Origin of the sequence: Streptomyces sp. NPDC038707 (genome assembly GCF_040636485.1) — a bacterium.
Taxonomy (GTDB): Bacteria; Actinomycetota; Actinomycetes; order Streptomycetales; family Streptomycetaceae; genus Streptomyces.
In genome coordinates this window covers 473,667-487,176 of the sequence record NZ_JBEZUP010000001.1, presented here as the reverse complement: position 1 = coordinate 487,176, position 13,510 = coordinate 473,667, and the positions used below count along the sequence as shown (strand labels likewise).

The 13,510-nt window shown below is 72.9% G+C and carries 9 protein-coding genes; all 9 read right to left on the bottom strand.

Features of this window, described 5'->3' with window-relative positions; genetic code table 11:
• Positions 1–11 precede the first annotated feature (11 nt).
• The 9 genes from AB0E62_RS02175 to AB0E62_RS02135 all read right to left on the bottom strand — a co-directional run bounded on the left by AB0E62_RS02175 (position 12) and on the right by AB0E62_RS02135 (position 13,182).
• Positions 12–2,270, bottom strand: coding sequence for a SpoIIE family protein phosphatase (locus tag AB0E62_RS02175; protein ID WP_362186677.1), 2,259 nt, complete (start codon positions 2,268–2,270; stop codon positions 12–14).
• A 331-nt stretch (positions 2,271–2,601) separates the two neighbouring features.
• Positions 2,602–3,006, bottom strand: a complete 405-nt coding sequence (locus tag AB0E62_RS02170) for an STAS domain-containing protein (protein WP_362186674.1) — start codon at positions 3,004–3,006, stop codon at positions 2,602–2,604.
• A gap of 61 nt (positions 3,007–3,067) precedes the next feature.
• Positions 3,068–3,385: an STAS domain-containing protein gene (locus AB0E62_RS02165; RefSeq protein WP_362186671.1), complete on the bottom strand. Its 318-nt coding sequence runs from the start codon at positions 3,383–3,385 to the stop codon at positions 3,068–3,070.
• A complete protein-coding gene (locus AB0E62_RS02160; RefSeq protein ID WP_362186959.1) occupies positions 3,382–7,365 on the bottom strand; it encodes a SpoIIE family protein phosphatase in 3,984 nt (1,327 codons plus the stop codon). Before AB0E62_RS02160 ends, AB0E62_RS02165 begins: the two co-directional genes overlap by 4 nt.
• Positions 7,366–7,903: 538 nt before the next feature.
• Positions 7,904–8,773 carry an MBL fold metallo-hydrolase gene (locus AB0E62_RS02155; protein WP_362186668.1) on the bottom strand — a complete coding sequence of 290 codons (870 nt, stop codon included), beginning with the start codon at positions 8,771–8,773 and terminating at the stop codon, positions 7,904–7,906.
• Between the two features lie 165 nt (positions 8,774–8,938).
• On the bottom strand, positions 8,939–9,400 hold the full coding sequence (locus AB0E62_RS02150) for an ATP-binding protein (RefSeq protein ID WP_362186666.1): 462 nt from the start codon (positions 9,398–9,400) through the stop codon (positions 8,939–8,941).
• 53 nt (positions 9,401–9,453) lie between these two features.
• Entirely contained in the window at positions 9,454–10,176 is a 723-nt protein-coding gene (locus AB0E62_RS02145) for an FAD binding domain-containing protein (protein WP_362186663.1), read from the bottom strand.
• Positions 10,177–10,544: 368 nt separating this feature from the next.
• Positions 10,545–10,847 carry a hypothetical protein gene (locus tag AB0E62_RS02140; protein WP_362186661.1) on the bottom strand — a complete coding sequence of 101 codons (303 nt, stop codon included), beginning with the start codon at positions 10,845–10,847 and terminating at the stop codon, positions 10,545–10,547.
• Positions 10,848–10,998: 151 nt separating this feature from the next.
• Positions 10,999–13,182 carry an MMPL family transporter gene (locus AB0E62_RS02135; RefSeq protein WP_362186658.1) on the bottom strand — a complete coding sequence of 728 codons (2,184 nt, stop codon included), beginning with the start codon at positions 13,180–13,182 and terminating at the stop codon, positions 10,999–11,001.
• Positions 13,183–13,510: the final 328 nt, after the last annotated feature.

The following is a 13,510-nucleotide window of genomic DNA, read 5'->3' as shown; positions in this document are numbered from 1 at the left end:
CGAACTGCCGCCTACCCCGGCTGTCGACCGGCATGCACGGAAGTCCGCCGGTTTTCTCCGGACTCTCCACGCGCGCCGGCGGTGATGACCAGGGCCGCCTGGTCGTCCTCCACGTCGAGGCCGTTTATGAAGCCGCGGACGTCTTCGGCCACCGTCCTGACGATGTCCGCCGCGGCCGGCCGGCGCGGCGCGGAAGCCAGGGCCTTGGCGAGGCGTGTGTCGCCGTACTGTTCGGTTCCGTCGGTCCGGCACTCGGTGAGGCCGTCGGTGTAGAGGAACAGGCTCTCCCCCTGACGGAGGGTGAAGCGGCGGGCGGCGAGCCGGGGCGGGATGTTGATGCCGAGCAGCCCGCCGGACGCTTCGACCGTATGCACCGTGTGGTGGATGTCCAGCAGCAGGGGCGGCGTGTGGCCGGCTCGGACGAGATGGACGGCGAGGCCGTCGGGGGCGGGCGTGAGGTGCCCGTAGACGAGGGTCACGAAGCCGTTGTTCTGCTGGGCGTACCGGTCGTTCAGAGCCTTGTCCACGGCCTGGACGACGGCGACGGGGTCGTCGAGGAGCGGAGCGACGGCACGGGCGGTGTGACGTACCAGCGCGGTCGTGGTGGCGGCCATGGCTCCGCGCCCGCAGACATCGCCGAGCACGAAGGACCAGCTTCCGTCGCCGCGGGGGAAGACGTCGTAGAAGTCGCCGCCGATCTCCAGTCCCTCGCCGGCCGGATGGTAGAACGCGGCGAGCTGGGCGCCGGGGACCTCGGGCAGGTCCGGCAGCAGGAGTCCGGTCTGCAGGTCCCGGGCGAGAGCGGCGCGCTGTGCGTACTGACGTGCGTTGCGGGCCGCCGAGGCCGCGCGCCGGGCCAGTTCCTCCGCCAGGGCGACCTGGCGGCCGTCGAGGCAGTGCCCGGCGGTGGACAGCAGGGTCAGCGCGCCGAACGGCCGTCCGCGGTCCAGGAGGGGGACGCAGACGTAGCCCGTGACGCCGAGATCGTGCCAGGGTCCCGGGCCGGTCGGGGTGCGGCGGGCGACTTCGGTCAGGCCCGAGGCCAGAACCCGCGCGACGGCGTCGTCCTTGGCGTCGCGGGCGGGGCGGTGGGCGGCCAGCAGCCCGCGGGCGTCCTCCGTCGGCGCGGCGGTCGCCACCCGGTGCACGCGTCCGGCCTCCACGACATCGACCGTGGCCAGGGGCGCCAGAGTGGGGGCGGCCAGAGTGGCCAGCCGCTGGAGCGTCTGGCTCTCGTCCAGCCGGCCGGCCAGGGCCGTGCTGGCGGTCAGCAGGAAGGCGAGGTCGTGCCGGGCTGCCTTCTCCCGGGCGTCGGCCGCCAGCCGGGCCTGCTCCGCGCGATGACGTTCGATGGCGAGGGCCGCCGTGTCCGCGAAGACGCGGGTCAGGGCGAGGTCGGTGTCCTGAGGCGCGCGGGGAACCCGGTGGTACATCGCGAAGGTGCCCAGCAATCGGCCGTCCCGGTCGAGGATGGGTCTGGACCAGCAGGCGGCGACTCCCGCCTGCCGGGCGAGGTCGCGGAAGTCGGTCCACAGGGGGTCGGTGGCGATGTCGCTGACGCTCACGTTCCGGCGCCGGTGCGCGGCGGTGCCGCACGACCCCACGCCTTCGCCGATGGCGATGCCGTCGATGGCCTGGTTGTAGAAGTCGGGCAGGCTGGGCGCCGCGCCGTGGCGCAGCCGGCGGCCCTCCTCGTCGGCCAGCAGGACGGAGACGATCACGCCGGGAGACAGTTCCTCGATCGCCCGGCACATGCCGTCCAGCACGTCCGGCAGCGGAGCCTGACGCGCGATCTGCTCCAGCAGCGCGCGCTGTTCGGCGGCCAGGCGCCGGGCGTGCTTGGCCTGGGTGGTCTCCACCCCGAGCATCCGGACGCCGACGACATTGCCGCCGGCGTCGCGGCGGGCCTCGTAGGTGAAGTCGAAGTACGCCTCGCGCGCCTCGCCCCCCGGGCCGACCAGGAGACGGGCGTCGCGCCCGACGTACCGGGTGCCCGTCCGGTACACCTGGTCCAGGAGCCCGATGATTCCCTGGCCGGCCAGCTCGGGCATGAGTTCGACCAGCGGAACCCCGGTACGCGCCCGCCGTCCTCCTCCGATCGCCGCGAAGAAGGCCGGGTTCGCCGCCTCCAGCACGTGGGCGGGGCCCGCCATGGACGCGAACAGCGCGGTGGACGTGCCGAACAGCGCCGACAGGTCCTCGTCCGTGTCACGCGCCGTGTCCGCCCGGCGGACGTCGCTCCTCGTCAGCCGCTCCCGCTCAACCGTCATCTCGCCCCCTCGCCGGACCGCCCGCCGCGGACACCAGGCTGTTCGTCATCTCGCACGCCATCGGTCGATGTGTGTCACCAAGGTCATATGCACCGGGACGGCCGGCGCACGCCTCCCGGAGCGTGTTTCCCGCTCACTTCCCCGCCGGCGGCAAGCGCACAGCCGGACCGGGACGGGGTGTACGGTCCTCCACCGGACCGCACAGCCGGTTCCCCCCGTCGGGCACCCCGGCCGCCCGCCGGGGCCGACGGATCAGGGCGGCGGCCGCTCCCGCTCCCGTGCCTCGGCGGCCCCCGGTCCCCTGCCTCGGCGGCTCCCCGGAGCGGCGGCGTCAGCCCAACGTGTCGGCACCGCGGACAGGTTCGGTGGCACCGTCCGCCGCCCCAGCGGCCAACGCGTCGGCGACCGTGGGGTGGACCGGCAGCAACTGGGAGATGCCGGTCATGTTGACCATGCGCACGAGGCGGTCCGGAACGGCCGCGAGGCGGACGGAGCCGTTCGCCTTCTGCGTGGCGTGCAGGAGGCTGATGAGGGCGCTGAGGCCGGTGGAGTCGACGAAGTCCACCTGGGAGAGGTCCAGCACCAGATGCGGGACCCCTTCCTCCACGACGGACACGGCCCGCTCGCGCAGCGTGGGCGCCGTGTGCAGGTCCACGTCTCCGGCGACGGTGAGGACGGCGCCGCGGTCGCCGGTGTACCGGACGGTCACCTGAAGGGTTTCGGTCACGTTGGTCATCACTCCTGACCGGGGGGCTCGGACACTACGGTCGCGGACGGAGCCGCGGGGCTTGCCGCGGTCATCGCTCAGGATGCGGCGCGTCGTCCGGACCGAGGCCCCGGACGGTCGCCAGGTCGGCGAGGCCCGAGACGGTGAGGACGGGTTCCAGCAGCGGCGTGACGACGAGCTGAAGCCGGTCGGCGTGGGCGAAGAGCACGCTCAGCCCGGCGCTGTCGAGGTATTCCACCGCGGTCAGATCCAGCACGAGAGGACCGGAACCACCCTCCAGGGCCTCGGCCAGGGAGGCGGCGTTGCTCATGTCGATCTCTCCGCTGACCGAGAGGCGGGCGGTGCCGTCCGGGCTCCGGTCGGGGGTGAGGGTGAGAGGCGTGGTCACGAGGCGATCCTCATCTGCATGTCGACGGTGGTGCCCGAGGGGCCCGGAGTGATGGTGACGTGCTGCATCATGGCCCGCATCAGGGCCACACCCCGCCCCCGGTGGGCGTTGAGCTCCGGCTGGGGGGTCTTCCACCGACCGCTGTCGGCGACCGTCAGACGCAGCTTGTCGACGAGCGCCTCGGCGCGCAGTCGCACGACCTCCCCCGGGGCGTGCCGGTGCCCGTGCTCGATCGCGTTGGCGCACGCCTCCCCGGCGGCCACGAGAACGTTCTGGATCGTGTTCGGCGGCAGTTCGCACTGGGCGAGCCAGCTGCGCAACGCCTTGCGCACCGGTGCGAGCTGGGACGACTCCGCCGGGAAGGACATCTCCAGCGGCGCCGGGTGGCGGTACAGCAGCAGCGCCACGTCGTCGTCGTAACCGCCGGCCGGCGCGAGCCGGGACATCACCGCGCTGGCGAGGTCGTCGACAGGTGCGTCGCGGCCCTCCTGCACGGCCGCGCTCGCCTGGACTATCCCGGCGCTGAGCGGGCGCCGGCGGCGTTCGACGAGCCCGTCCGTGTACAGCAGCAGCGTGGAGCGTGCGGGCAGGGTGCACGCAGCCTCCGGCCGCGGCCTGCCCGGTCGTACGGCGAGGGGCAGCGAGCGCCCGCCTTCCAGCAGTTCGGTGCCGCCGTCGGGGTGCGCGACGATGCCGGGCGGATGTCCGGCGCTGGAGTACGTCAGTTCTCCCGTGCCGGGATCGAGGACACCGCAGAACACGGTCGTGCAGAGGGCTCCCGGTACGCTCGCGGCGAACTGGTCGAGGGCCATCAGCGTCCGGGCCGGGCTGGAGTCCTGGAGCATCAGCGCGCGGCAGGCGCTGCGCAGCTGCCCCATGACGCTGGCTGCCTCCAGTCCCCGTCCGACGCAGTCCCCCACGACGATCCCGATCCGCCCGTCCGGCAGGGCGACGGTGTCGTACCAGTCGCCGCCCACCTCCAGCGGACGGGTGGCGGGTTCGTACCGGACGGCGAAACCGTCGGGCAACCGGGCCGGGCCCAGGATGGCGCGCTGCAACGCGATCGCGGTCTCCCGCTGCTGGTCGATCTGATGGGCCCGGACCAGGCCCTGTGCCAGGTGTCCGGCCAGCAGGGACAGCAGGAGCCGGTCCTCGGAGGTGAAGGGCCGGTTCTCGCCCAGGTCGATCCACAGGGCCAGGGGGCCGTCGGGGTGCTCCAGCAGCACACCGGCGCCGGCGGCCTCGGCCACCGGGGTGAGCGGTGGCCGGTGGGGCAGCGCGGCGAGTGCGTCCCGGCGCTCGCGGGGCAGTTCCTCCCAGCGCGGCTCCGCTTCCGTGGCCGTGAGGGCGGGGACGTCGCCCTGCCCGAAGACGGCGGCCAGCACGCTCCGCGCGCGCCACAGCGTCTTCAGCACGTCCAGGGCACCGGACAGCGCGTCGGGCAGACTCGCGGCCCGGGACAGCGAGGTGCTCAGGGCGGCCAGGGCCGACTCCCGCTGGACGGCGTAGTGCTCGGCGGTGACGTCCCGGAACGTGCCGACGGTGACATGGCGTCCGGTGTCGGGGTCCTGGGCGTTGTTGAAGGTGACGGCCACCCACAGCCGGTGGCCGTCGCGGTGGGTCACGGGGATGGTGTAGGCGCCGTGCCCGTGTTCCAGCAGTCCGGTGAAGGCCTCCTCCACCCGTCGGTGTGCCTCTGGGTCGGTCGCGGCATCGGGCCACCACGGGTGGATGGGGGCGTACGGGAGGTCTTCGGGGCCGTAGCCGAGGATGTCGGTGAAGGCGGTGTTGATCTCCACCACGGCTCCGGACTCGTCGCAGACGAAGAACGCCTCCTGCAGGGAGTCGACGAGCGCGGTCCGCCACCGCAGGTGGTGGCCGCGCAGCCGGGCCAGTTCGATGTTGGCGCGCACCCGGGCCAGCAGCTCGGCGGCGGCGAACGGTTTGACCAGGTAGTCGTCCGCTCCCGCGCGCAGTCCCTCGATCGACGCCTCCTGTCCGGCCCGGGCGGACAGCAGCAGCACGGGGACCGAGGCCGTACGCGCGTCACCGCGCAGCCGCGCGACCAGTTCGAGCCCGTCGAGCCGGGGCATCATCACGTCGCTGACGACGAGGTCGGGTGTGCCGCGGCGCACGGCCTGGAGCGCCTCCAAGCCGTCGGTGACGGTGGTGACCTCGTATCCCGCCGTGACGAGGATCCGGGTGAGGTACTCGCGCATGTCCGCGTTGTCGTCGGCGACCAGGACCCGGGCGCTGACGGTGTCCCCGGAGGCGGCCACCGTGGCTTCCGCCCCGGCCCCCACCAGGGAATCCCCGGCCGTCGCGGCGTTGTCGCCGTCCGGCAGCCAGCGCAGGGCTTCCTGGACGTAGGGATCGGCGGTGGCGGAGGCCGCCGGACCGCCCGCCGCGGCCACCACGGACCGGGCCGGCAGGTGGGCGGTGCCGAACGGCACCCGGATGGTGAAGGTGGTTCCCTCACCCTCGGTGCTCTCGGCGGTGATCTCGCCGCCGTGCAGGCCGACCAGTTCCCGCACGAGGGCCAGTCCGATGCCGCTGCCCTCGTTCGAACGGGAACGCGCGTTCTCTATACGGTGGAACCGCTCGAACAGCCGGGGCATCTCCTCCTCGGGCACCCCGATGCCGCTGTCGGCGACGGTGACGACGGCATGGGTGTCATGCCCGCGCACGCTCACCCTGATCGCGCCGTCGAAGGTGAACTTCAGGGCATTGCTGAGCAGGTTGAGGACCACCTTCTCCCACATGCCGCGGTCGATGTACACCGGCTCGTCCAGGGACGCGCAGTCCACGTCGAAGGCCAGTCCGGCCTTTTCGACGGCCGACCGGAAGACGCTGGCCAGCTCCGCAGTCACCACGGCCAGGTCGACCGGCTCGTAGCGGGCCTGCATCCGGCCGGCCTCGATGCGGGAGAAGTCCAGCAGCGTGTTGACCAGCTTGCCCAGGCGCAGGCTGTTGCGGCGGATGAGGTCGAGTTCCTGCCGCACCTGTTCGTCCGCGTCGCCGAGCCGGTGCCGCAGTTCCTCGACGGGGCCCATGATGAGGGTGAGCGGGGTGCGGAACTCGTGGCTGATGTTGGAGAAGAACGCGGTCTTGGCGCGGTCCAGCTCGGCCAGTTCCTCCGCTCGCCGTTGCTGCGCCTCGTAGCTGCGGGCGCTGCCGATGCCGGACGCGATGTGTCCGGCGGTCAGCTCGATGAACCCCCGGTACCCCTGGTCCAGGGCGCGGTACCGGTTGAGGGCCGCGACGAGGAAGCCGTACGGCACGCTGCCCTGCTGGAGCAGGGGAACGACGAGCGCCTGGGCGGGGGGGTCGGGCCAGTCGCCGGCGGGCAGGCCGGCGAAGGTGTCACCGGTGAGGGGCAGCAGGACCGTCTCCCCCTTCCTCAGGGGCTCGACCGGCCAGACACCGTCGGGGTCGCCGGCCGTGAGGAGGGCCGGGGCGGCCGGGTGGCCCTCGGGAACACCGGTCGCTCCGGCCAGCCGGGCGGTGTCACCGTCGAAGAGGTAGGTCAGGGTGAAGGGCAGGTCCCGCCCGTTGCGGGAGAGCTGCCGGTCGGCGAAGGCCAGCACCTCCTGCTCGGTGCGGATCACGCTGGGGTCCGAGCCCAGGTCACGCAGCGTGGCCATGCGCCGCTCGCCGATCACCCGGTCGGTGTCCTCGCTGACCACGCAGAGCATGCCCACCACGTCACCGGCGTCGTCCCGCAGCGGGCTGTAGGAGAACGTGTGGTACGTCTCCTCGCTGTACCCGGACCGTTCCAGGAACAGCAACAGCCCCTCGTCCCAGGTGGCTTCGCCGGTACGGAGCACGGTGTCGACGCGGGGACCGATGTCGTCCCAGATCTCCGCCCACACCTCGTTCGCCGGACGTCCCAGTGCCCACGGGTACTTGTGGCCGAGTGTGTCGCGCCGGTAAGCGGCGTTGCAGAAGAAGGTCAGCCGCTCGCCCCACGCCATCCACATGGGGAACCGGGAGGACAGCAGGATGCCGACCGCCGTCCGCAGGCTCTGGGGCCATTCCCGGGGCAGGCCGAGGGGCGTGGCCGCCCAGTCCACCGCCGCGAGATCCCGGCCGATCTCGCGGTCGGCGGTGAACACGTCGTAGGCCGTAACCGGCGGCCTGCGGTCAACCCCGTCGGAACGTGCCACGCGCCACCCTTCCCTCACGCCGGCCCACCACTGTGGCCCTCTCTCAAGCCGAACACACTCACGGCCGCCCCCTGGCCGCGCACTTTTGCCTCTCTGCCCCGGAATCGGCGTCCGATGCCGAGGGACACCTCACACGCACGCACCGGGCGGGGCCTCCTCCGCACCGGCCGGCCTCCCCGCGGCTTCCATGCCTGTGACGCGTCACAGGCGTGGAAGCCCTGGCCGCGCGGCCGCGGACACAGGATAATCCAGGGAACGCGAGGGCCCACGCGGACGGTACCGCGCGCGGCGCCGGCCCGGCGGGCGGTCGGCCGCCGGCACCGTGCCGGTCCGCTCCCCGGGGGCCCGCCGCCTACCAGCGCACCGCCGTGAAGTCGACCGGCCGGGGACGCAGCAGGCGGGTGCGTTCCGTCAGGCCGCGCAGCCGGCGGGACATCTCGTCGGCCGGCAGCCGGCGCCGGTCCCCGTGGCCCGGCAGCACCCATTCGAACCGCAGCCGGTCCGCCGTCCTGGCCAGGGACGCGGCCAGTTCCTCGATGGAGTACCAGGTCACGCTGTCGGCGACTGCCAGGTCCCCGGTCGTCCGCGACCAGTAGAAGCTGTCGCCGCTGAAGCAGTACCGGTCGTCGGCGAGGTACAGGACGCTGCCCCGGGTGTGTCCGGGCAGCGGGTGGACGGTGACGCCTTCGGCGATCTCCCGTGGTTCCGTTCCGCGGATCACCTGGTCCGCGTCCGGCGCCGCGTCCAGGTCGCCTTCGTGGATCCAGAGGCGGGCGCCGAAGTGGTCGGCGTAGCGGCGGCCGTGTGCGGCGTGGTCGCGATGGGTGAGCAGCACGTCGGTGACGGGGCCGCCGGCCGTGCAGCGCCCGGCGAGTTCCCGGCTCCAGCGCGGGGTGTCGATCATCATCCGGGTGCCGGACGGCCGCAGCAGCAGGTACGAGTTGGCGCCGGCGGTGTGCGTCGAGTTGTGGCCGCAGATCAGCACGCCGTCGTCGAGAGCCAGCGGGAACGGGTCCAGCGACGGGTCCGCGCGTCCGGTCGCCGGACGGATCGAGCGGGTGTGGCAGGCGAAGACCGCCGCGTGCAGGCGCCGGTTCTCCGCCTCGTCGGCCGGCGGGCGCAGGATCCGCGACTTCCCGTCGGCCTCGCCGATCAGCTCGGGGGCGAACTGCCGGGCCACATCGCAGTTCGTGCAGCGGTCGTCCACGTACCATCCGTCCACGGCGGGGCTCCTTTCCCACGGGCGGCCCCGGCCGGAGCCGCCCCTTCCAGGGGTATCCCCCGGGCCGCCCGAACCGGAAGCCCGTGGCGACCTTGTGCTTTCCGGGAGCAGGCGCTCTTGGCGGCCGGGTGCGCAAGGCCCGGAGCGGATGACCGTCCGCTCGGCTCAGGGGCGGATCCGGAAGCCGCCCCGGCCGTCGAACCGCACCTCGTACACGGCGTCGAACCCGTCCGCCGCCGAAGGTCTGCGCAACCGCTTCAAGGTGGCCAGGAGCCCGACGTCGGGGACGCGGGCGCGGCCCTCGCGGGCGGCGTTGCGGCGCAGGGAGCCCGGCACGTCGGGCGGGAACCAGTAGGCCGTCACGGTCGCCCCGTGGGAGCGGGCCGCCTCGATCAGCGGGTCCCACTCCCCCGGGGACGGGTTGGTGTTGTCCACGGCCACCGGCCGGCCCGCCGCCAGGTGCTCCGTGACCAGCCGCATCTGCCGGGCCTGCTTGTTCCGCGCGCCGCGCGGGAACAGGTCCTTGCCGACCAGCTCGTACCGGTCGGACAGGCACCGCGCGTAGAAGGTGGACTTCCCGGAGGCCTGCAGCCCGACCAGCACCGCCAGGTCCGCCTGTGTCGCCATACCGCCACTGTGGCACGCCACCGGCCCGGCGGACGAGCGTCCCGGGGCGGCCCTCAGTCCCGGCCGCCGCCGTCCAGCAGGCCGGTGACCTGCGGGCGGACGACCTCCCACGCGGTGGCCGGCAGGTCTCCGAGGGCCGTGTCGCGCAGGGCGCCGAGGGCGTCCTCGGTGCCGGTGTCGCACCGGGTGGTGCCGGTGAGCACGTCGTAGCCGTCCCGTACGGCGACGCGCAGCCGGCGCCGCTCGCCGTCGTCGGTGTGCAGGGCCGAGGCCACGACGAGGGGCGGCTGCCCGCAGGGCTCGGCGGGCAGCTTGCGGTACGCCGAGGCGAGGGGCGTGCGCCAGCGCAGGCCGAGCAGCACGGGGCGCTTGGCGACCACCTCGGCCAGGTCGGCCTCGCGGACGCCGTCGGGTTCCAGGACCGTGGCCCGGGCGTCCAGGACGAGGGCGGCCGGCAGCAGGCAGCGCAGCGTGCTGCCGACGATGTTGCCGCCGACCGTCGCGGTGCGCCGCACGGCACCGGTGCCGATGGTGGCGGCCGCCAGCCGCAGGACGTCCGGCACCGTCGTGTCGATGCGGTGCAGCAGCACGGCGCCGCCCAGAAACTCCCGCCCGACCTCGTTCGCCTCCGGCACCTCGCGCAGCGACATCGCGAGTGCGGGGAACCCGTCGCGCTGCCAGGTCGCCCAGACGAGCGTCGCGCCGCCTATCGGCACGGCCCCGTCGGCGAGGCACTGCCGGGCTTCCGGCACGGACGTGGGCAGACGCAGGAGCACAGCGGCCGACCTGCCTTTCCGGTCTCGGGGCACGGGGCGGACGGCGGACGGCCACCTGTCCGCCGACAGCGCAGTCCTGTCGCGCGGCAGTCTTGTCGCGCGGCGGGGGGCGCGTACAGGGCTCACACGAGCATGCGGCGCGCGCTCGTGCGGCGCCGGCCGGTCACCGGCGCGGAGGGGGCGTGCGACCCTCGGGACCTGGTGTCCGGCGAGTGCCGGAGAGGGGGAAACGGCTGTCGCCCCCGTACCGCGTGCGGCGTACCCCGTCTGCCGGGTGGCCGTGCCCGACGGAAGGAAGCACCCTCCTTGGCCCGCGACGTGCGCGCGATCACCGTCGCGGCCACCCTGCGCGACCCGGTCCCGTTCGGCTACGGCCACGCCGTCTTGGCACCGGGCGCGCTCGTCTTCGTCGCGGGCCAGTACGCCTCCGACGCGACGGCGCTCCCGTGCCCGGTGGCTTCGCCGCGCGGGTCGAGCCGGTCTTCGACCGGCTGCGGCCGGTGCTGGAGGCGGAGCGGCTCGGGTACGAACCCGCCGTCCGGCTCGGCACGTTCGTCGTCGACCACGACGCGGCGGAGCCGGCGGTCCTCGGCAGGGTCCGGCGCGCGCTTCGGGAGCCGGCCGCCGGCCCGGACGCTGAGCGGCGTGGCGTCCCTCGCGCTGCCCGGCATGCCGTTCGAGGTCGCCGCGATCGCCGATCGGCCGGCCGCACCGGGGGCGTGAGGGGCGCCCGCCCGTGTGCGGGCCCGTGGGCAGGGGGCATGAGAAAAGTCCTGCCGGGCCCAGTGGCCCGGCAGGACTCGTTCCTCGTTCCGGCTGCCGCTAGCCGCGGTGTCCGGCCGGATCGTGGGCGGTGGTGTCCCGGTCCTCGTCGCGCGGAGCCGGACCGGAACCGGCGGCCCCGGTGCCCGGCGTCCCGGCCCGGTCCCCGTGCCCCGGCCACCAGGCGGCATGGCCGATCAGGGCCGTGAGGCTCGGCGTGAAGAACATAGCCATGACGAACGCGGCCACCACGATGCCGAAGGAGACGGCGAAGCCCATCTCCGACAGCAGCGAGTTGCCCGCCAGCATCATCGTGGCGAAGGTCGCCGCCAGGATGAAGCCCGCCGCGGCCACGGTCGGCCCGGCGTGCCGGAGTGCCATGCCGGCCGCCTCGCGCGGCTCCCGCCCCGCACGGGCCTCCTCGCGCAGCCGGGCGATCATCAGGATGTTGTAGTCGGTGCCGATCGCGACCACGAAGAGATACATGATCACCGGCAGCATGAACATCAGACCCGAGTGGCCCTGTGCGTTCTGGAAGATCCACACGGTGGCGCCGAGGGTGGCGCCGAAGCCGAGGCCCACGGAGGCGATCAGGTACCAGGGCGCGACCACACTGCGCAGCAGCAGCCCCAGGATGATCATGATGAGGAGGGCGGCGACCGGGAAGACCGTCCGGTAGTCGTGGTTGACCGCCGCGTCGATGTCCTTGTAGATCGAGGACATGCCGCCGACGAACGCCTCGGTGCCGTCGGGTGCCGCCGAGTGCGCGACGTCGCGGACCCGGCCCACGGCGTCGATCGCCTTGTCCGTCGACGCCTCGTACTTCAGCGTGACGGTGAAGTCGGCGGTGGTGCCGTCCTTGTTGACCTGGGTCATCCGGGCGGCGGCCACGCCGTCCACCTCACCCAGCTTCCGCGCGTACTCCGTGAAGCGGGAGCGGTCCAGCCGCTTGCCGTCGGTGCTGGACAGATAGACGTCGGTGGGAGCGGCCGCGCCCGCCGAGTACGCCTTCTGCATCTGGTCCTGGACGACCATCGACTCCTTGGTCTTGGGCATGGAGCCCGAGGCCAGGTCGAAGGTCGCCTTGTAGCCGAGGGTGCCGATGGACAGCACCAGCAGGACGAGCCCGGAGACGATGGCGGTCAGCGCCGGGCGGCGCTGGACACCCCGGCCGAGGGCGGCGAAGCGGGCGTTCTGCGGCTCCTTCTGCCAGGACTTCGACGGCCAGAAGACCTTCGGCCCGATCAGCGAGACCACGGCGGGGATCAGGGTCAGGCCGGCGACCAGGGTGGCGCCGACCGCGATGGCGAGCGCCGGGCCCATCTGCTTGAGGAAGCCGAGCGTGGACAGCACCAGGGCGAGGAAGGCGATGATGACCGCTCCGGCCGCCGAGGCGATGGCCTCGCCGACCCGGTCCACCGCGTTGATCATGGCCTGCTTGGGTTCGTCCCCGGCGCGCAGACTCTCGCGGTAGCGGAAGATCAGGAACAGGAAGTAGTCGGTGCCGACACCGAAGAGCACGACGATGAGGATCGACGAGATCGAGCTGTTGGCCTGGAGGCCGAACAGCTTGGTGGCGTAGGCGATCAGGCCGTTGGCGACGGCGGACACCAGGCCGATCAGCACCAGGGGCAGTACGGCGAGGATGGGCGCCCGGAAGATGATCAGCAGGGTCACCAGGATGATGACGAAGGTGCCGATGCCGATGAGCGCCTCGCCGCGCTTGGACGAGTCCTGCTGGTCGAGCGCCTGCGCCGCGGAGCCGCCGAGTTTCACGTCGAGGTGCGTGCCCTTGGCCAGTGCCTTGGCCTGTTCACGCAACTCCTTCGCCGCGTCGGCCTGTTTGGGCTGACCGGCGTTCTTGCTGTCCATCTGCACCAGGGTCAGGGTGTACTTGCCGTCCTTCGACGGCGGGCCGGGGACGACCTTCTGCACCTGGTCGATGTGCTTCTTGCCCAGCTCGGTGGTGATCCGGGCGACATCCTTCTGGTCGGCGGCGGTGAGCTTGCCGCCGTCGGTGCGCTGGTAGAGCGCGATCGCGGACGGGGTGAAGGCGCCGGGGAACGCCTTCTGCTGGAGATCCGCCGCTTTGATGGACTCATAACTACTGGGTAGGAAACTGCTCTCGTCACTGTTCGAGGGCAGACTCGGTGCGGTGGCGACTATCGCCACCGCGGCGATCAGCCACGCCACGATCGTCCAAATGGGATGACGGACGACGGCGGTGCCTATTCGTCGGAACATGCGGAGGGTCCTCCTGGGAAGGAAGATCACCGCAGCCCGGGGAGCGGTCCCTGGCATCGGCGACCCCGACCGGCACGCATGGAACGGACCGGTCGCATGGTTGTCTTGGCGTCACATCCTAGTGACCACGCCCACCCGTCCCCTCACCGGACGGTCCCGGCCCACGACAGAACGGGCAAACCGCCGGTATATGCCCCTGACATACAGGTGCCCAGTCCGGGACGCCCCGTCCGGGACATCGACCGGCCGGCTGGCGGTGGCGGCCGGCGAGCGGATACCACTGGAGCGCGGCGGACCGTCGTGAACCGGTCGAAGGCCGTTGACGAAC

Excerpts from the sequence above, each read along its gene's own strand:
- AB0E62_RS02175 (WP_362186677.1), bottom strand. The coding sequence starts at position 2,270 with ATGACGGTTGAGCGGGAGCGGCTGACGAGGAGCGACGTCCGCCGGGCG.
- AB0E62_RS02160 (WP_362186959.1), bottom strand. The coding sequence starts at position 7,365 with ATGTGGATGGCGTGGGGCGAGCGGCTGACCTTCTTCTGCAACGCCGCT.
- AB0E62_RS02140 (WP_362186661.1), bottom strand. The coding sequence starts at position 10,847 with ATGCCGGGCAGCGCGAGGGACGCCACGCCGCTCAGCGTCCGGGCCGGC.
- AB0E62_RS02135 (WP_362186658.1), bottom strand. The coding sequence starts at position 13,182 with ATGTTCCGACGAATAGGCACCGCCGTCGTCCGTCATCCCATTTGGACG.
- AB0E62_RS02170 (WP_362186674.1), bottom strand. The coding sequence starts at position 3,006 with ATGACCAACGTGACCGAAACCCTTCAGGTGACCGTCCGGTACACCGGC.
- AB0E62_RS02150 (WP_362186666.1), bottom strand. The coding sequence starts at position 9,400 with ATGGCGACACAGGCGGACCTGGCGGTGCTGGTCGGGCTGCAGGCCTCC.